At 38.0% G+C, this 19823-nt stretch carries 19 protein-coding genes and 1 riboswitch; of the genes, 16 read left to right on the top strand and 3 right to left on the bottom strand.

The genetic code is table 11. The features are described 5' to 3' along the window. Positions 1-2: 2 nt before the first annotated feature. Both BLR54_RS03330 and BLR54_RS14910 read left to right on the top strand, forming a co-directional pair. Positions 3-1568, top strand: a complete 1566-nt coding sequence (locus BLR54_RS03330) for a DUF4153 domain-containing protein (RefSeq protein ID WP_090416901.1) — start codon at positions 3-5, stop codon at positions 1566-1568. 66 nt (positions 1569-1634) lie between these two features. Then, complete coding sequence (locus tag BLR54_RS14910; RefSeq protein WP_176761841.1) at positions 1635-1799, top strand: hypothetical protein; 165 nt, start codon at positions 1635-1637, stop codon at positions 1797-1799. 58 nt (positions 1800-1857) lie between these two features. Here the strand turns inward: BLR54_RS14910 and BLR54_RS03325 are convergent, their stop codons facing one another. Both BLR54_RS03325 and BLR54_RS03320 read right to left on the bottom strand, forming a co-directional pair. Further along, positions 1858-2730, bottom strand: a complete 873-nt coding sequence (locus BLR54_RS03325) for a hypothetical protein (protein ID WP_143008394.1) — start codon at positions 2728-2730, stop codon at positions 1858-1860. Next, the gene (locus BLR54_RS03320; protein WP_090416897.1) at positions 2723-3202 is read right to left on the bottom strand and encodes an RNA polymerase sigma factor; all 480 of its coding nucleotides are present in this window, start codon (positions 3200-3202) and stop codon (positions 2723-2725) included. The genes BLR54_RS03325 and BLR54_RS03320 overlap by 8 nt, the downstream gene beginning before the upstream one ends. Before the next feature lie 136 nt (positions 3203-3338). Between BLR54_RS03320 and BLR54_RS03315 the strand changes: the two genes are divergently transcribed. From BLR54_RS03315 to BLR54_RS03295, 5 genes are all read left to right on the top strand, one after another. Then, positions 3339-4196: a TraX family protein gene (locus BLR54_RS03315; protein ID WP_090416895.1), complete on the top strand. Its 858-nt coding sequence runs from the start codon at positions 3339-3341 to the stop codon at positions 4194-4196. Then, positions 4193-4858 (top strand): response regulator transcription factor, encoded by a 666-nt coding sequence (locus BLR54_RS03310; RefSeq protein WP_090416893.1) that lies wholly within the window; start codon positions 4193-4195, stop codon positions 4856-4858. Before BLR54_RS03315 ends, BLR54_RS03310 begins: the two co-directional genes overlap by 4 nt. Further along, a complete protein-coding gene (locus BLR54_RS03305) occupies positions 4840-5565 on the top strand; it encodes a histidine kinase dimerization/phospho-acceptor domain-containing protein (protein WP_090416891.1) in 726 nt (241 codons plus the stop codon). Before BLR54_RS03310 ends, BLR54_RS03305 begins: the two co-directional genes overlap by 19 nt. A 119-nt stretch (positions 5566-5684) precedes the next feature. Continuing rightward, positions 5685-6218: a hypothetical protein gene (locus BLR54_RS03300; RefSeq protein ID WP_090416889.1), complete on the top strand. Its 534-nt coding sequence runs from the start codon at positions 5685-5687 to the stop codon at positions 6216-6218. 2 nt (positions 6219-6220) lie between these two features. Continuing rightward, on the top strand, positions 6221-6412 hold the full coding sequence (locus BLR54_RS03295; RefSeq protein WP_090416887.1) for a helix-turn-helix transcriptional regulator: 192 nt from the start codon (positions 6221-6223) through the stop codon (positions 6410-6412). A gap of 49 nt (positions 6413-6461) precedes the next feature. Here BLR54_RS03295 and BLR54_RS03290 read toward each other — a convergent pair whose 3' ends face one another. Next, on the bottom strand, positions 6462-6935 hold the full coding sequence (locus tag BLR54_RS03290; protein ID WP_090416885.1) for a hypothetical protein: 474 nt from the start codon (positions 6933-6935) through the stop codon (positions 6462-6464). Positions 6936-7091: 156 nt separating this feature from the next. Between BLR54_RS03290 and BLR54_RS03285 the strand changes: the two genes are divergently transcribed. The 9 genes from BLR54_RS03285 (at position 7092) to BLR54_RS03245 (ending at position 19801) form a co-directional block, all read left to right on the top strand. Then, the gene (locus BLR54_RS03285) at positions 7092-7709 is read left to right on the top strand and encodes a class I SAM-dependent methyltransferase (RefSeq protein ID WP_090416883.1); all 618 of its coding nucleotides are present in this window, start codon (positions 7092-7094) and stop codon (positions 7707-7709) included. 2 nt (positions 7710-7711) lie between these two features. Next, entirely contained in the window at positions 7712-7936 is a 225-nt protein-coding gene (locus BLR54_RS03280) for a hypothetical protein (protein WP_090416881.1), read from the top strand. Positions 7937-8056: 120 nt separating this feature from the next. Next, positions 8057-8626: a flavodoxin family protein gene (locus BLR54_RS03275; RefSeq protein WP_090416879.1), complete on the top strand. Its 570-nt coding sequence runs from the start codon at positions 8057-8059 to the stop codon at positions 8624-8626. Positions 8627-8636: 10 nt separating this feature from the next. Further along, a complete protein-coding gene (locus BLR54_RS03270; RefSeq protein ID WP_090416877.1) occupies positions 8637-9260 on the top strand; it encodes a TetR/AcrR family transcriptional regulator in 624 nt (207 codons plus the stop codon). Positions 9261-9410: 150 nt separating this feature from the next. Beyond that, positions 9411-12323 (top strand): glycosyl hydrolase 115 family protein, encoded by a 2913-nt coding sequence (locus BLR54_RS03265; RefSeq protein ID WP_090416875.1) that lies wholly within the window; start codon positions 9411-9413, stop codon positions 12321-12323. Positions 12324-12504: 181 nt separating this feature from the next. Beyond that, complete coding sequence (locus BLR54_RS03260; RefSeq protein WP_090416873.1) at positions 12505-15903, top strand: endo-1,4-beta-xylanase; 3399 nt, start codon at positions 12505-12507, stop codon at positions 15901-15903. Positions 15904-16048: 145 nt separating this feature from the next. Beyond that, on the top strand, positions 16049-17713 hold the full coding sequence (locus BLR54_RS03255) for a bifunctional metallophosphatase/5'-nucleotidase (RefSeq protein ID WP_090416871.1): 1665 nt from the start codon (positions 16049-16051) through the stop codon (positions 17711-17713). A gap of 91 nt (positions 17714-17804) precedes the next feature. After that, positions 17805-17900: riboswitch (THF riboswitch) on the top strand. Positions 17901-17966: 66 nt separating this feature from the next. Next, entirely contained in the window at positions 17967-18485 is a 519-nt protein-coding gene (locus BLR54_RS03250) for a folate family ECF transporter S component (protein ID WP_090416869.1), read from the top strand. Beyond that, positions 18485-19801, top strand: a complete 1317-nt coding sequence (locus BLR54_RS03245) for a bifunctional folylpolyglutamate synthase/dihydrofolate synthase (protein WP_090416867.1) — start codon at positions 18485-18487, stop codon at positions 19799-19801. The genes BLR54_RS03250 and BLR54_RS03245 overlap by 1 nt, the downstream gene beginning before the upstream one ends. Positions 19802-19823 lie beyond the last annotated feature (22 nt).

Below are 19823 nucleotides of genomic sequence, written 5' to 3'. Positions count from 1 at the left end.
TTATGGATAACGCATATAATGGACCAAAGTATTCGGATATCGATACTACAACAGTAATTAATGATAACCAGCCTGTACCAATTTATAATCATGCAGTGGTTGAGGAAGTGAAAGGTGACAAAGAAACCTTTAAAAAATATGGAATAGTTTCTCTTATTTTTGCTATAGTTTATACCTTTTGCTTGTATAAGAATCATTCTGGAATCACTTATCCAATTTTCATGGCTATTACCTTGGGATTATTGCATTTAATTAGAAAAAAGGATGGATTATCTTTGCTTTCATCAAAGAATGGCAGCAAGCTGCTTGGAATCTTTTATGTATCAGCATTGATGTTACTTTCAATACATAAATGTATGTCAACTTCTTGGGCATTACAGTTTTTAGATGCTACAGCAATCTTCCTGTTGTTCTTCAGCTTTGTGCTTTATCTTTATGTAGATACCACAGGCTGGGATATTGCTGGATGGCTTGGTGGAATCGTTGTTTCAATTGTTTTTCCATTATTCCACTTCGCAAAACCGTTTTATGATTTTGGCCATTGGGTAAAAAGCAGAAAAGGCGATATGGATCCAGGAAAGAAGCAGACTGTTACTGCTGTTGTTATCGGTGTTGTATGTGCGATTCCTGCTCTTATGGTAGTTGTAGCCCTTCTTAGTTCTGCAGATTTAGTTTTCTCTCGTATGCTTGAGAAAATGTTTGAGGCCATTTCTCTTCCTGATAATTTCTGGGATATTGTTGGTATTGCATTTACATTATTTTTCTCATTCATGGCAGCATACCTTATTCCATTCACCATGTCTAAGGGTGATGTTAAGATAAAGGCCAGAGGAGAGGGCAAGGGCAATCCTATTATTGCAATTACATTTACAGCTATTCTTGGTGTTGTATACCTTGTATTCTCTTTAATTCAGGTATTGTATTTGTTCACTGGCTCAATGGAGCTTCCATCAGGATATACTTATGCAGAGTATGCACACGAAGGTTTTTATCAGTTGTTGTTTGTCTGTATTTTAAACCTTGTAATGGTATCGGTATGTAACCGTGAGTTCAAGGCATCAAAGGTGCTTACTGGTGTTCTTGTTATTATTGCCGCATGCACTTATATTATGATTGCTTCATCTGCAATGAGAATGATGCTTTATATTGGTGTATATCACCTGACCTTCCTTAGACTTTTTGTTTTATGGTTTTTGGCAGTGCTTTGCATTTGGCTTGCTTTCCTTATGGTGGGTTTGTTTGCAAAGAAATTCCCAATATTTAAGGCTTGTTTGATAGCTATTACAATCGCATATGTTGGCTTCGTATTTGCGAATCCAGATTATCAAATTGCAAAATATGATTTAAAGGCAGCAAATGGAAAGATTGATGAATACGAATCAGTAGAGACATATATTGTAGACAGCCTTTCAACAGACGCAGTTCCAGCACTTGCTTCAGATAAAAAGCTTTTACATCAATTTGAATTGTCAAATATATCATATATGAGAGATAATGATAAGGATTATTCTGGATTTAGAAAGTTTAACTTCTCATATTACAGAGCTCAAAAGATTTTTAACAAATAATAACGTTTTTTATAACGATAAATGTGTTATTATAAGGTTACATAAATAGTTTGGGAGGTGTTTACGATGTCTGAAAAGAAAGATGCTACATTTGTAGTTCATGTAAACAAATGTGAAAACTCTAGCTGGCAAGGCCAGGTTACCTGGGCTGATAGAGATGAAAAAATCAACTTCCGAAGCGCTATGGAGTTGATGCATATTATGGATGCAGCTCTCGATACAAAAGAATAGTTTATGTAACTAAGAAATGGAGTCGTCAGATGACGGCTCCATTTTTACGTTGAAAATATTATTTCTGATTAAGCATTAAGGTTATTGAACCCATGGTTTGAGCTGGTTCCATAGAAAGAGAGTATGAGTAATTAGCATCTTCCCATAGAGCTAAGCTGTATTTGTTTTCTTCATTTCCTTTTAGGGTTATAGATCCATTTCCATTAAATTCTTGTTTTTCGTATTCGTAAGTGTTGTAGTCACCGCTAATATCATTGTGACCGGCAGCCTTGCGATAGCAGATTGCTTTATCATCCTCGCCATAGTAGATAATTTCTGCAGTGGTTCCTCCAATAAGGATATAAGAGGTTGATGTGATTTTGAATGGGAACTTCTTGGTATTTAAATCTTTAATTGTGAATCCTGCAGCATCGCTTAATTCTTTTGCGGAATCATATTCCACAAGGGGATTTGCAATAGTGGTGGATTCTGATTTCTCAGTTTTCTTATCAAAAATATTATCTAATAGATTTCGTTTACCTGATGCGGATTTTGCTGATTCTAATGGTACATCATAGTCAGGATAGCCTTCGTCGGCTTCACCTTCTGTGACAGCATCAGGGGTGGTTGCACCATCCTCTAAAGCTTCTTCAGATGCTTCATAGGTTTCAGTAGAGCCCGCTACTTCTGTTGCTGATTCCATCATTGCTGTATCAGATTTGATATTTGATTGCATATGGATTGCAGAGCCGGCCACAACAACCACAGCAGCGGCTGCAGCAACAGCAGTATATTTTCTCCAATTTGTAAATTTAACTACCTTAGGACTTTCTTCAATTTTATTATCTTTGTTCTCTGAATTATCGTAATTACGAATATTTTCTAAAATCCTGCTTTTAGCTTCATCAGAAAGTGTAACTTGATCCATGATGTCATTATATTTTTTACTCAAAGTCATACACCTCCTTTAATATTTCTTTTAGTTTTTCCCGCCCTCGTTTTAGATTAGAGCGGACAGTGGATTCTTTCATGGTTAATAGGTCTGCTATATCACCGGTGGAATAGCCCTCGTAATAATATAGATGGATGACCTCACCGTACTTTGGCGGCAGCTCCTTCACAGCTTGCCACACAAAGGATAAATCCTCTTTTTCCTCGGCTACCAATTCCTCCATCAACTCGTCTGTCTGTCGAAGCTTGTTATATTTGATTTTGTTTTTAGCAAGATTAGCCGCAACAGTCATGCACCAGCTTTTCTTGTGGGCTTCGTTTTCGAAAACAGGGGCTGCCTTCAGGTATTGGATTAGCGTTTCCTGCACAATTTCTTCACTGTCCTCCATGTTGTGAAGGTAGGAATAAGCAAAGCGAAGCAGGTCATTTCCATAATCTTTAAGTATCTGCTCAGCAGTGGAATAATTATCCATAGGTACCTCCCTTTACCATATATACAATTAAAGTTTAGAAAATGTTGCATTCAATTAAAAATAATTATATCAGTTTTTTCCTTATAAATTCCTTATATTTATCCTTTACTCTTATTGTGTCAGGAGGAAAAAAGTGATGATTAATGAAAAAGGTTTAACAGGGTTTAATTTGAAGTATCTTGCAGTGGTGTTTATGGTATTGGATCATATTCATTATTTTTTTGAATTTACAGGAAAAGTTCCAATCTGGTTTTCTTGGATAGGAAGAATGGCGGCACCATTGTTTTTATTTTGTTTTGTTGAAGGGTTTATCCATACTCATAACAGAAAAAAGTATTTTCTCAAGATTTATTTAATATCTATTTTCATGGGATTGATACAGTTTGGTTTTTATAACGTATTATCTCCAGCTGTACGTGGAGATGGATTCTTTCCTATGAACGGTATGTTATCTTCCTTCACAATTCTGTTTGTGGTAATGCAGGGCATCGATTGGATTAAACAGAAGAAGTATATAAGGGGCTTGGTAGCTGTTATTGTTCCGCTGGTATTGCCACTTTTTATGTATTATCTTGTTTTTCAACCATTTATAAATGCTGGTAATCAAACCGGTCTTATATTTGCCAATATGATTAGTCTTTCGGTTCTTCCTTTGCATACGGGAATAGCTGATGGAGGCACAATAACTGTATTAGAGGGAATGGTATTACTCATTTTTAGTTACTGCAAAAACAAAAAGATTCGTATATACGTATGGGCACTATTCAGCCTTTTAATAAATGTGGTGAGTCTAGTGTTAATGGGTGTTAATCCTAATATGAATACCTTATTTTTTGAAGCCTATGAGTGGATGAGTATTTTTTCAATAATACTCATGTTATGCTACAATGGTGAGCGTGGTAAAGGGAATGCCAAATTTTTCTATTGGTTTTACCCTGCCCATGTGTATGTTTTATATGGATTATCAATTGTAGTATATATGGTGATACGATGAGAATTTTGGCTATTGATGATGAGCTTGATATTTTAAAACTAATAGAAAAAGCCCTAAGAGGGCAGTATCAGGTTGATATTGTCCAATTTCCTTTACAGGAATTACCTAAAGATTTATCAGTTTATAACTTGATAATTATGGATGTGATGATGCCAGAAGAAAGTGGATATAATCTTCTTGGTAAAATACGAGATATTGTTGATTGTCCCATTATATTTCTAAGCGCAAAGGCATTAGAAGAGGATGTTATATACGGACTTTCAATTGGTGCAGATGATTACATCAGAAAACCCTTTTCTATTGCGGAATTAAGAGCTAGAATTGCTGCTCATATTAGAAGGGATAATAGAGAGACAATTGGCAATGTTTTAAGGGATGAACAGGTTTTAATTTACCCTAATGAATGTCGCTTAGAAGTAAAGGGAACGTCAGTAGGACTAACAAAAAGTGAATTTGATATTGCAGTGCTACTGTTCAAAAATAAAGGACAGGTTTTTTCTAAGGGACAAATATATGAAATCATATATGGATACGATAAAGATGGAGATGAATCTGCAATCGTTGAACATGTAAAGAACCTTAGAAAAAAGTTAAAAAAATACGGAATAGAACCTGTAGAAACAGTATGGGGTGTGGGATATAGATGGAAAAGACAAATGTAAAGTTAAGTGGAATAGTTTTAGCGTACTTGTTGGTAGTTGTAGCTTTATTAGGTGCGGTTACGATAGTTGCGGTCATTGTTTTCAATAATATGACGCCATCAAGAGCTGATGATACAGAAAACCAGGTTGAGGCATGGATTGATATGGTAGAGTCTGACAGTGAAATAAACATGGCTTCGTTTCCAAAGAAAGCTGATTATGTATTGGAATCAGATGGGCAGGAAATTAGTTCGAGTATTAGTAATATAAATCCTAAGAAAATGGAAGAGTATATTACTTCATACAAGACTTATGGCCAGGAAAAATATCTTGAAGGTCAAGAGGTATATATTGCTAAGACAATAGGTGAATCAACTATTTATATTCATTATAGTCTTGGTGTGCCGGGAGAATGGATGGCATTATCTTTTATAGTGCTGGCATATATATTGGTGATTATAATTCCTTCTGTTATTCTTATAAGCAAGCTAAAGAAGTTTATATACAAATTGGCTGAAGAAAAGTGGCGAAAGGAATATGAAACAAAGCAAGAAATGGCACAGATAGCGCATGATTTAAAAACGCCTCTTACAGTTATAAGAGGGAACGCTGACTTGCTACTAGAAAAAGATCAGGATGATGATAGTAAGGAGAGTATCGAAGCAATAATAAGTAATGCTGAGCGTATAGCCAGAAGCGTACTGGAGATTTTAGAAAAAGAAAGCTAATGCTATTGATATGAAAAAAGTAGCCCTATAGATGAAATTTGCAAAATATATTTGACAAATTTCATCTATAGGGCTATACTAAGTTCAACTTAAAAAATAACTAGTTGGAGGACAGAAATATGAATAGTTTTAAGCTTGTATTGTTATTGATTCTTATACCTGTTTGTGGATTGTTTTCGTGGATTGCTGGTAAGTATAACCAAGGGCACTATGACGAGAGACAGGAAATGCTGAGAGGCAAAGCCAACAAATATAGTTTGAATGCTATGGCAATATTTTTGGGTGTTTATTTTTGCTACGATGTAATCTTGGGGGATTATCTTTATAGATTGTCGGCTTCTGTACTTGCATTAATAACCATATGTCTTGGCACAATTGTTTTTACAGTTTATAGCATTTGGAAAGAGGCATACAGCTATTTCAACGTTAATCAGAAGGCCACAACATCCTTTATATTATTTGCTTTCATAGCATTATTAAATCTTGGAATATTTGCATTTGGATTTGGCGATATGAAAGCAAAAGAGATTTTTGTTAACGGTGTAATCCAGTATAGTTCACCATTTACACAGCTGTTTGTTGGTATTATATTTGGAACAATGTCTATAACCTATTTTGCAAGATTATTTGTTAACAGAGCACAGGAGGATTAGAAGTGAAGAATCTAAAGCTTAAGGCAGCCCGTGCAGCAAAAGATTTATCTCAGGAAGAGCTGGCTAAAAGATGTGATGTTTCCAGGCAGACTATAAGTGCCATCGAAAAAGGAGATTACAATCCTACAATCAAGCTTTGTATAGCAATTTGCAAGGTCTTGGATAAGACTTTGGATGAGTTGTTCTGGGAGTAAATAACATGAGGGTAAGAGGCTTACAGAAGCCACTTACCCTCTTTTTTATTTAAAAGCTAAGTTTCTCATAGTCTCCCTTATCTATACAGAATGATATGTCAAATTCTGCCTTATCTTTGGAAACAAGCTTAATACTATTTTTACCTTTTGGAAGACTTAATGTTTTTGCGCCATTTATGTTTTCTTTATTAGTAATTTCGAAAATTGTTTCAAGAGTATCATCTGGTGAGATTAAAACCAATTTTACATTTCCTGATTTAAGACTAATGTCATAAGTGATTTGGGCATCTGAATCAGTATCAGCATTATAAGTCCAGACTGTATCCATGCCATCCATGCCATGCACAGAGGCTGTGAAATCTGAATCATTTATGTTTTGGTCAACTGTTTGATAATAGTTGTAACTATTTCCTTGGCTGGCAATTTTAGAATCGTTATCATAGATTGCAGCCATTGGATTACGACTACATGCAACTAAAAGAGTGGATATCAAAAATAGCTTCAGTAAGCAAAATCTTTTCATTACAGAATACTCCTTTGTATCTTGAGTCTATATGCTCGTTTGTAATATTATACACAAAAATATAATAATGAGAAATACTGTATTAGGCTTTTTTAATAATATAAAACCTTTATAATAGAAATATGTATTATTAACTAGCGTATAAGGAGAGACATAATGTTAGACAACAAGGGATTTGATTTATGGGCAGATGGTTATGATGCTGCGGTTGGAATTTCAGAGGAGGCAGATAGTTATCCATTTGCTGGTTATAAGGAAGTATTAGGTGGCATTTTTAAAGAAGTTATGAGTAAGGAAAATGCCAAGGTATTAGATATTGGTTTTGGTACTGGCACACTCACAACTAGGCTGTATGAGAATGGATGTGAGGTGTATGGCCAAGACTTCTCTCAAAGGATGATTGAACTTGCGAAGGAGAAGATGCCAAATGCAAATTTATTCCAGGGAGATTTTTCAAAGGGATTGGTACCTGAATTGTTGGCTCACAAGTTTGATTATATTATTGGAACCTATTCCTTACATCATCTGACAGATGAGCAGAAGATATCATTTTTCACAGGTTTGTTAGCTCAGTTAAAGGAAGGTGGAAAACTTCTTATTGGTGATGTGACTTTTAATACAAGACTTGAGCTGGAGAAATGTAAGAATGAAGCTGGAGATGCCTGGGATGAAGATGAAATCTACTTTGTAGTAGAGGAATTGAGTCAGTCATTTCCACAGCTAGAATTTCAGCAGAAGTCATATTGCTCAGGAATAATAAAGATTGGGAGATAGGCATGAAGGAAAACAACAATATAGATAATAAGAAGGATGATGAGCTTACTTTTTGGCAGTTTCTGTGCAAACACGGTTTTTTTGTCATTATTGTTGGTTGTTTAATTCCGTTTGTTATGAATTATATAAAGAACGGTGTATTCTCATTTGAGGAGTTACCAATATCATTTCTTGTGGCATTAGGATTATGTTTTTGCGCATGGAAAGCAAGTAGGATAAAACTATAAATATGTGATATAGAGTCAGAAAAGCTTGTTAATATTCTGGCTCTATTTTTTTATTGACACCACCTTGCATAAGTGTTTTAATTGAACCAATCAGTTCAATTAATACAAAAGGGGGCTAATATGAATATACTTGCAATACAGGGAAGCTACAGAGACAATGGGAAAACTACAACAATGCTTAAACATGCAGTTAAGCGTGCAGGGGAGCTTGGTCATAACGTAAATACGATAAATCTGTTTGAGAAGAAGTTGGATTATTGTAGAAGCTGTGGAAAATGTGATGAAGTTGGGCATTGCGTATTTACGAATGATGACATTCAAGAAGTGACACAGATGATTAAAGAGGCAGATGTGATTATTCTTGCTGCGCCTGTTTATTGGGGGAATGTTCCCGCTATCGTTAAGAATTTATTTGATAGAATGGTTGGTGCATCCATGAAGCATACCAAGACATTTCCTAAGCCAAGACTTGCAGGGAAAAGGTATATTCTTCTTACAGCTTGCCATACGCCAGCGCCTTTTGATAGAATATTTGGCCAGTCTTCTGGTATAGATAGAAATGTAAAAGAGTATTTCAAAACTGCTGGGGTGAAGAAAATAGGTATGGCGGTGTGCGATAATACAAATAATATAAAAGAGGTTCCTGAAAAAGTTCTTTTGAAGGTAAACAAGTTGGTAGAAAAGATATAGGGGAATTGTTATGGCAAGAAGAAAAAAAGAAGAGGCTATAGTGCATCAGGAGCGCATTGCTGAAGCTGCCATGGAGCTGTTTAAAACAAAAGGGATTAGCAACACCAAAATGGATGAAATAGCAGCAGCTGCAGGTTATGGTAAAGCAACTCTTTATGTATACTTTAAAAATAAGCAAGAGATTATCAGTTTCTTAGCTTATTACAGTTTCTCCAAGTTGAAGGACGCTATAGTTCAAGCAGTTGAAGTTGGAAATGAAAGAAAAGAAATCTTCTTGGGTGTATGCAAATCCATAGAAAGTTTCGAGAAGGATTATCCTGATTTTTTCAGAATGAGTCTTGGGAATGTCACAGAAAGCATTGAGCCAGAAAGTAAGTGGGCTAAGTTCACCTATGAGGTTGGTGAGGAGATTAATAAGATAATAATCCAGTATCTGGAAGATGGTGTTTCTAGCAGAGTCTTCTCAAAAATAGACAACTACTATGAGGGAATCTTTAGAATATGGGGTATGGTCTCAGGACTAATAATGATCTCTGGTAGCAAAGAAAATTATCTTAAGAGTGAGACTAGCTTTGACAGGGAAAAGTTTTTAGAAGAGGGTTATGTGAAGATTTATGAAACCTTGCTTTTATAGGTATTAAGCTTAGGGGAGTCTATTCAAATCCAATACAATAATTTGCTTTTAAAAGGTCAAGAAAAGAACTTCCACACTAGTATACTAATTGGTAAAATCTTGGTTAGATAGTAATACAACCAAGATTTTTTATTTGGGAAAGGGAAGATAATGTTAGATTTTGAATTATTCAAAGCGGGTAAGGTGGCTTCGATTGTCTTGGAGGACAATGGAGTTCATGGTATGAAGAAAATGACTGGGATTTTTGCGGAGGATATTGAAAGGGTGACAGGAACAAAGCCTGAAATCCTAAGTGAAATTCCAGCTGATAAGGAATTTATTATATACGTTGGCTTGGCAGAAAGCGCAACAGTAAGTGGCGCGTTCAAGGACAATGTAAAGGTGACAGAAATAAAGGGGAAGCGAGAGGTTTATGGAATCTCACTTTTCAAAAATCCAGAAAATGCTAATCAAACAGTTCTTGCTATCGTAGGTAGTGATAAGCGCGGAGCTATCTATGGAATGTTTAACATTTCAGAAACTATAGGTGTTTCGCCTTTATATTACTGGGCAGATGCTACTGTTAAAAGACAGAGTCAGGTCATCTTAGGTGAAGATATTGTAAAGCTTTCAAAGGAGCCATCAGTTAACTACAGAGGCTTCTTCATCAATGATGAACAGCCTTGTTTTGGTAACTGGGCAAGAGAGAAGTTTGGAAGCATCCGTCCATGTCCAGAGCTTTATGAAAAGATTTTTGAGCTTTTGCTTAGATTAAAGGGCAATTATCTTTGGCCAGCAATGTGGCGTTCAGATTTCACTTTAGATCACATTGAAAATGCGCAGCTTGCTGATGAGATGGGTGTAATTATGGGGGCCTCTCATCATGAGCCATGTTGTCGATCTGGACAGGAGTTCCAGACTCTCAGACATGACAATCCTCAGTACGGCAAAGATTGGAGCTTCCTTTCAAATCCTGATGGTATTACAGAGTTTTGGAAGGATGGTCTTATCAGAAATAAGAATTTTGAGAATCTTATTACCATAGGTATGCGCGGCGAGAATGATTCATATCTTATGCCAGAGGATGCAACCCTTGAAGACAATATAAATGTTTTAAAATCAGCTATTAAGGTGCAAAAGGAGCTTATCTTAAAATATGCACCGTCTGAGCATCCACAGCTTTTGGCTGTTTATAAAGAGGTGGAGGACTATTATTTCGGCGACGAAAAGACAAAAGGGCTTAAGGATTGGGACGTTCTCGACAATGATATCATGATGCTTTGTGATGACAACTTTGCCAATGTGAGAACTCTTCCTGATGATGAACTTCGTAAGAAAAAGGGTGGCTTTGGAATGTACTATCATTTCGACTACTTTGGTGAGCCAGTTTCTTATCTTTGGATTAATTCTTCACCTCTTACTAAGGTTTGGGAACAGATGTCTATGGCCTATGATTACGGAATTCGCTCAGCTTGGATTGTAAATGTTGGTGATATTAAAAATCAGGAGCTTCCACTTAGCTACTTCTTAGATTTGGCCTATGACTTTGACAAGTGGGGCACAGGTGCCATAAATAAAACTGAAGAATATACTGTGGAATTCTTCAAAAAGCTTGGATTTGATGCAGAGGTAGCTAAGACCTGCGCTGACCTTGCTACAGAATATACAAAGTGGAATGGAAGAAGACGTCCAGAGGCTCTTCATCACAATCACTACAGCCCATGCAATGAGAATGAGGCTAATAGAGTGTTAAATCGTATATTCGAAACCACAGATAAGGCAGAAGAGCTTTATCTGTCATTGAAGGGCACAGACCTTGAGGAATGCTTCTTTGAAGAGGTGTATTATCCTGTTATGTCAGTGGCTGAAATCAATAAGATGCAAATCTTTGGTGGATTAAATGCTCACTATGCTAAACAACGCAAGAAGAAGGCTAACGATTATGCTAAGCTGATTCAGGAATGCATCGAAAGGGAAAGAAGCATTACCGAGGAATTCCATACTAGAAACAATGGTAAGTGGAATCATATGCAGTCTGTATATCATATTGGATTTACAAATTGGAACGACGAGCAGTGTCAGCTTCCTATTAGCTACTTTGTTAATCCTGTAAAGGATAGCCGACTGTTAGTTAGCATTTCAAACCAGGAAGATGTTACTGGTGCTCATCGCTGGACTCGCCATGTGCTTCATATGCCACTATGCTTTGAGTCAAATGATATAGGAGAATTTGAGGTGGCAAACGGCGGAGAGGCTACCCTTGAATACCACATTGACTGGGATGCTGATTGGCTTGAGCTTGTTGATGTTACCACTGGAAAAGTGATTCCAAAGAATGAAGCAGCTGCTACAGAGGTGGCTCAAAGCTATAAGGTGAAGCTTCTAAAGAAAAAATGGGATGGTTCTGATTCTACAATGCTTCGTATTTACGTAGATAACGGTGAGGTTGTAGCTGACGAATCAGAAAATGGTGGAAGCATTCCTATGGTTGAAATCCAGGTAGAAGCAAACACTTATGATTTGGAAACTGTAAAGGAAGCATGCTTCCTTGAGGAAAATGGTGCAATATCTATTGAGGCTGCGCATTTTGCTGCTAAATCTGACGCTGGACAGTGTCAATATAAAGAAATCCAAGACTTTGGTAAAACCTTAAGCGGTATGAAGGTGTTCCCAACTACAGAGCGTTTCGATGATGAAGCGTCAGCTCCAAGCCTTACCTACAACCTGTTTGCTGCTACAGAGGGAGAATACACCTGCCAGCTTTATGCTAGTGCAGCAAACCCTGTAGTTTATCACGGAAAGCTTTCAGTTGGCGTTACCGCAAACGATGGAAAACGCAATATCGTAAATACAATACCAGATAAAGGCTTTGATCCATGGAAGTCAGATAGCTGGAAAAAGGGTGTGCTTGATAACATCCATATAGGTGAGTGTAAGCTTGCTCTTAAGCAAGGCTTTAACCAAGTAAAAATATCTGCAATTGACCCTGCGGTGGTATTAGAAAAAATTGTTTTATGGAATCCAAATGTGACCATTAGAGAGTCATATTTAGGACCACAGGAAAGCAAGAATTATAAAGCCTAGAGCAACTTTTAACCACAGCAGAGTAATAGGTTACAAAGCATTATATTTTGTGGGGGATAATCCTATAGATTATCCCCCCTTTTTCTATATATTTGAATGCTAAAATGAACTTACCCGGGGTGTTTTACAAAGGTTGCTATTAATAGTAACAATAAAAATTATTAGGAGAATAGTGAGGGTTATGGTAAAAAGAAAACTTTATAGGGTTTTGTCTGCAACAGCGATTGCAACAATGCTTGCATCGTCTACAGTTCCAGTTACTGTTAATGCTGAAGAAGCATCTGAAGTAACAGCAGCTGAAGACGTCCTTGAAGCAGGTTCAGAGGTTTCCGACACAGCTGAAGAAACTAAGGGAGAAACAAAAGAGGACGACAGCAAGGCTTCTGAGGAATCTAAGGAAGATAAGGAAACTAAGGAAGATACAAAGAAGGCTGACAAAAAGGATTCAGAGGACAAGAAGGACTCAAAGGAAGATAAGGATTCTAAGGACAAGGATAAGGAAGATAAGTCTGAAGAGGATAAGGATTCTGAAGAGGACTCTGAGGAAGACAAGGATTCCGAGAAAGACAAGGATAAAGACCTAGATAAAGATTCAAAAAAGGCTGACAAAAAAGAAGATAAAGAAGAGGACGAGGAGTCAGAGGAATGTGAAATCACATATCCAATGGCTGACTTTAACAGAGACTATTCAAAAGGTGGCTCATGGGGTGCAGATGTTACCTTAAAGGGTAGTGCTTTTAAAATTGAGTACAGCGGAAATTACGCTGAAAAGGTTGTTGGTTTACCATCAGGCATTAAGGGTGACAAGGTTAAGGCTGTAAAAGTTAACATCAAGAAGGGCGATGTTAGCGGATTCTCTGTAAAGCTTCGTAATGAAGGTGAGGAGCTTAAGGCTGCTTATGGTACAAACGTAATCGAGAATTCAGATGGCGAAGATTTCGATGGAATTGGTTTGATGAATTCTTCTGGTGACGCTGAAACATTTACTATCTCAAGCATCACTCTTACTTTAAAGGGTGAGGAAAAGGATTTCCCTAAGCCATCACAGGCAGACGAGGTAGATGAAAAGGCTGACATTGAGTGGGATATTCCAAACTTAAAGGACTATGTTTCTTCTGACAAGGGTATTGGAAAGAACTCATACACAGGTGCAGCTATTATGCTTTCAGAGATTTCTGATAAGGCTCTTATGGATCTTGTAGAAAAGCATTTCAATGCTGTAACATTCGGTAACGAGCTTAAGCCAGATGCTCTTTTCAACTATCAGAACGACAAACCTTCTGAGGGAATGATTGTTGAAGAGACATGGACAGACGCTAAGGGTGTAACTCATGAAAACATGAAGGTTCCTACACTTAACTTCGATAGAGCTGAGAAGATGCTTGAGGAGATTAAGGATTGGAATGATGAGCACCCAGATGACTTTATTAAGGTAAGAGGTCATGTTCTTACATGGCACTCACAGACACCATCTTGGTTCTTCAAAGAAAACTATGATCCAGACGGAGAATTTGTTTCTCCAGAGGAAATGACACTTCGTCACGAGTGGTTTATCAAGAACGTATTCGAGCATGTATTTTCTTCTGAATACAAGGATATGTTCTATGGTTGGGATTGTGTAAATGAGGCATGCTCTGATGGTACAGGTACATACAGAAGTGCTTCAGAAAACTCTAACTGGGCTAGAATCTACGGCACAGGTAGCGAGGATGATGCTCCAGAGTACATCCTTAATGCGTTTAGATATGCAAACTACTATGCTCATGAGATGGGCCAGGATTCACTTGAGCTTTACTACAACGATTACAACGAGTGTTCAGGCAACAAGCCAGATGCTATCGCAGGCTTACTTTCAAGTGTAAAGAAGCATGAGAGCGATGATGTTCTTCCTACAAGAATTTCAGGTTTTGGTATGCAGGGACACCACAATATGCAGACTCCTACAAAGCAGCAGATTATTGACTGCGGTAGAAGATACGGCAAGATTGTTGGTAAGATTCAGGTTACAGAGCTAGACTTCAAGTGCAGCTCAGACTTTGGTGGTACAAAGGACGAGTATTCAGCTGAGTACACAAAGGAAGCTTACAGATATAAGGATGTATTCGATGCTTACAAAGAGCTTGATGAGGACCCAGATATCGATGTAAATGGTATGACAGTTTGGGGTGTTATTGATCCTAACTCATGGCTTCAGACTAGCAGCAGCGTAGGTGGCGGTGCAAACGGTAGACAGAAGCAGGTACCACTTCTTTTTGATGGTGAGTACAAGGCTAAGCCAGCTTACTGGGCATTTGTGGACCCAACAAAGCTTGAGCCTGCTATCAATAGCATCACCTTAGTTCAGGGTTCTGGCAAGGATGCTTTTGCTCATGGCAAGAAGGTTAAGATTGACGGTACAGAATACAGCTTCGTTCCAGTTTGGAGTGAGAACAAGCTTTCAGTAAAGGTTAAGGCTGAGGGCGCTACATCAGCAAAGCTTTATGTTGATTTCGCACAGACAATGGCTGATGGAGCAGAGGTTAAGACAGCAGAGGCTAACCTTGATGAAAATGGTGAGTGCGTACTTGAGGTTAAGGCTGATGATACACTTCAGGTTTCATCACAGATTGCTTTAGATGTTGTGGTTACTGACGATGAAGGTCAGCATGCATTTAACAATATCCGTCTTACACAGGAAGATGGAAGCAAGTATTTTGCAAAGGGTCTTTGCAAGCCATTCATGACAATTGCAAAGGGTACTCCTAAGGTTGACGGTAAGGTTGATAAGGCTTGGGACAAGGTTGAACCTGTTGAGCTTACAATCACAGGTGGTACAAAGCCACACGCACTTGCAGGTGCTAAGCTTCTTTGGGATGAGGACAATCTCTATGTGCTCCTTTGCGTAAAGGATGATGTTCTTGATGCATCTGCTGATGCAGTTCATGAGAAGGATTCAATCGAAGTATTTATCGATGAGGACAATGAAAAGGCAGACTCATTCCAGCCAGATGACAAGCAGTACAGAATAAACTACCTTAACGAGGCAAGCTTCAATGGTACAAAATGTCTTGAAGAGAACTGTGAGTACGCAGCAACAGTTACTGAGGATGGATATTTTGTAGAAGCAGCATTTGCTTGGACAGACATTACACCAGAGGTTGGTCAGACAATTGGTCTCGATCTTCAGATTAACGATGGCGCAAACGGCGGTCGTATCGGAACAAGAACTTGGTATGATGAGACAGGAAACGGTTGGAGCGCTCCAAGAGTATACGGTGAAGTTACACTTGTAGAGGAAACAGGTGCTGAGGTTTCAGACGTTAATGTTGATATTTCAAAGGCTAAGGTTACAAGAAAGGTTCAGTACGATTCTAAGACACGTACTATCCAGTCTATTGAGGTTCAGTACAAGGTTACTACTGATGAAGAGGCAGCTTATTTTGGCGTAAACAAGGGTGAGTATGTACAGCTTGAGGCTGATAAGGATTTCACAGCTACAATGCTTGATTATCATCCATGGCTCAAGGTTGGCTGTGTTAAGGTTGAAGGAAAGGGAGTATTCTCTGGAAGCAGATTAGCAGTAGTTTCAACTAGAAAATAAACCATAAAATTTATACTGGCTTTGGATTTATTCCAAGGCCAGTTTTTTGTTGAAAATAAACAATTTAAAAAATAAATATATTACTACTCTTTAAAGTAAAAATGGATATAATTAGAAATAGATTAAATTATTTAAGGAGGGTAATATGAAAAAGCTAAATGGTTTCAAGAAAGTATTAACTTTCGTCTTGGCTCTTGCTATGGTATTTACTGTAGCATTGACACCAACCACAGCCTACGCTTATTCAACAAGCGCTGAGACAAAGGTGGTTACTGAGATTCCTAAGGATCTTACAGGAAAGACAGTAATTGTTCACACCAACGATGTTCACGGTGCAATTGATGGATATGCACAGGTTGCAGCTCTTAGAAATGAGATTAAGGCAAGAGGTGCAGAGGTTATTCTTGCAGATGCTGGTGACTACAGCCAGGGTACACCTTATGTAAGTACAACAAAGGGTGTTTATGCTGTAACTATGATGAATGCAGCTGGTTACGACCTTGCAACACTTGGAAATCACGAATTTGATTATGGTTATGAGCAGGTAAAGTCAAACGTTGCTCGTGGAAAGTTTAAGACAATTTGTGCAAACATTTTTGATGCAAAGGGAAAACTTCTCTTTGATCCAACTTATGTTTATACAACTGCAAATGGTGTAAAGATTGGTTTCTTTGGTATGGATACACCAGAGACACAGACAAAGGTAAACCCAGCTCTTATTAAGGGTGTTAAGTTTGCTGAGAAAAACGAGCTTTATACAAGTGCACAGACACAGATTGATGCTCTTAAGGCACAGGGCTGTGATCTTGTTATCTGTCTTGGTCACCTTGGTGTAGACGATGAGTCTGCTCCTGATGGACACAGAAGTGTAGATATGCTTGCACACACAACAGGCATCGACTTAGTTATCGATGGTCATTCACACACAGTTATGACAGCTGGCGAGAACAAGGAAGCTGTTTCTTCAACTGGAACAAAGAATGCCAACGCAGGTATTGTTATCATTGACAATGTTACAAAGAAGATTGAGGATCGTTTCCTTGTTGAGCTTAACGATACTGTCGTTAAGGATCCAGCTATTGAAGCTTTATCAAAGCATATTACTGACCTTGTAGATGCTGAGTATGGTGTTGAGCTTGCAAAGTCTGAGGTAGACCTTAACGGAAATAAGGCTCCTGGTGTTAGAACAGAAGAGACTAACCTTGGCGATTTAATTGCTGATGGTCTTAAGTGGAGCGTTCTTAAGGAAAAAGGCGCTGTTTCTGTAGCTGATGATCACGTTGTAGCTATCACAAATGGTGGTGGTATTCGTGCATCTATCAAGGCTGGTTCTGTAACAAAGAAGGATATCAATACAGTTCTTCCATTTGGAAATACAGTAGCAGTTGTTTATGTAAAGGGTTCAGTACTTCTTGAAGCTCTTGAGGCTAGTACATATTGCACTCCTGGCGCAGTAGGTGGTTTCCCACAGGTATCTGGAATCAAGTTCACTGTTGATACAACAGTTCCATTTGCTCAGGGAGAGGCATATCCAGAGTCTACATACTACAAGCCAGCAGCTATTGGTAGAGTAACTATCGAGAGCATCAACGGAAAGCCATTTAAGGCTGATGATACATACGCTGTTGTGACAAACAACTTCGTAGCAGCAGGTGGTGATACTTACTATGCATTTGGTAGTGCTGTAAATCAGTTTGATACAGGTATCGTAATGGATGAGGCTGTTATGGATTATGTAAATACTCAGCTTGGCGGAAAGATTACTGCTAAGGATTACGGCACAGTAAAGGGTAACATCACTCTTAAATAATTGAATATTAACTAAGCTTGAACTTTTATTGATAAATTGCATTTAGGTATTGAAATCTATTTCAAGGTCATCTATAATGCAAAAAAACAAATGCAGAGTAGACTGTAAAGCGTTAAGTGCTAGGTGAACAGGGAGTTGTCACTTAGACGAAGGTATTACCGCGGTTTTATGGTCGCATCCCGCTGCTACATAGGACGAGCTTTTATGCACCTCCATTGTAGACAAAAGGAACTGCAAAGGAGGTGCATTTTTTATGGAAAAACTTAGAGACACAAAGACACTTACTGTTGCAGCCATGCTTACAGCCCTTGGTATTATCTTAGGGTTCTTTAATCTGCCTATCAGTCAGATTATGGAAATTAGATTTGGTTCAATACCAATATGCATGGCAGGAATGCTATTTGGACCAGGTGTGGCCGGAGTTGTTGGTGGCATCGTAGACATTGGCGCTTATTTTATTAAGCCTACAGGTCCTTTCTTCCCGGGATTTACCCTTAGCAATATTGTTGGAGGTATTATCTTTGGACTTATGCTTCACGGAAAGAAAATTACTTTCCCTAGAGTTTTTATGACAGAAGTCCTTTATACAATTATTGTAGGTGTTATTATGAACAGCTATTGGCTTAGCACGTTATATCTAAAGGATGGATACTTGGCAACCATTGCAGCTCGTTTACCTAAAGAGCTTATAATGATACCAGTATATTCAGTGCTAATCTTTAGCATTTTAAAGGCTTTTGACAGAGTAAAATTAGGGGCACAAGCAAGCTAATGAAAAATCATTCCTATAAAGATTATTCTTATACAGAGGCGATAGAGTTTTTTAGAAACCTACCACATTTCAATCCGCCAAAGGAACCAGGAAAAAAAACGTCTGATTTGTTTTCTTTAGATGCGGAACTGGCATTGCTAGAAAAATTAGACAATCCTCATGAGAGTTTGAAATACATTCATGTGGCAGGTACAAATGGTAAGGGTTCTACTTCAGCATTTATCGCTTCAATCTTGAAGGAAGCAAATATTAAGGTGGGGCTTTTTACCTCACCTTTTTTATATGCTTATAATGAAATGTTCAGGGTGAATGGTGAGCAGATTTCTGATGTGGAGTTTGCGGGGCTTTTCTCAAGAGTGAAGCCTGCTTATGAGCAGCTAGCTTTAGCAGGAATTTATCCAAGTGAATACGAGATTCTTACGGTTATGGCCTTTATGTATTTTAAAGAGCTAGGGTGTGAGTTAGTAGTCCTGGAGGTTAGTATGGGAGGAAGCTTGGACACTACAAATGTGATACCTGCTCCTTGGGTTTCGGTGATTACACCTATAAGCTATGATCATATGACAATCCTTGGAAACACTCTTACAGAGATAGCTACAGAAAAAGCTGGAATCATTAAGCCTGGCACTATTGTTGTTTCAGCGCCTCAGGAGGAAGAGGTTAAGCAAGTGTTGAATGAAACTTGCGTTTCACTAGGTGTTGATGTTTATTACCTTCCTGAGTCAACTTCTAAGGATAGGGATTTATCTGGTCAATATTTTCAAATGCCAGGATACGAAAAGCCATTCTTTACAAAGCTTTTAGGCACCTATCAAATCCGAAATGCCGGTTTGGCTATTCTAGCAATAGAGCAGCTGAAGCAGTATGGAATCAATATACCTGAGCAGGCTATTTATGATGGGGTAAGTACCACTAATTGGTTTGGAAGATTTACTCTGCTTAAAGATAATCCTCCAGTAATAATAGATGGAGGCCATAACAGACAGGGAGCGCTGGTGCTTGCAGAATCCTTGAAAGCATATTTCCCAGATAAAAAGATTACCTTTATCCTTGGTATTCTAAAGGATAAAGAGGTGGATTTAATGCTTGATGCAATTCTTCCTTTAGCAAAAGAGGTTTATACACTTGAGGTTCCAACTGCTAGAACCATGAATCCTTTAGAGCTTTCAGAACTTATTAATAAAAGAGGTGTTAAGTCTCAACCAATAGAGGGACTAAATGAATTAGAATCAATAACTAAAGTGTCTGAGGTTGTGTGCATAGCCGGTTCTTTATATATAAATGGCTATGGCATTGATTTTCAATCTATGGTATAAGTGATGTAAGAATACGGAGGTA

It is taken from the genome of Pseudobutyrivibrio sp. YE44, from assembly GCF_900104335.1.
GTDB lineage: Bacteria > Bacillota > Clostridia > Lachnospirales > Lachnospiraceae > Pseudobutyrivibrio.
Note: the sequence above shows the minus strand (reverse complement) of the source record. Positions and strands in the feature narration are given on the sequence as shown.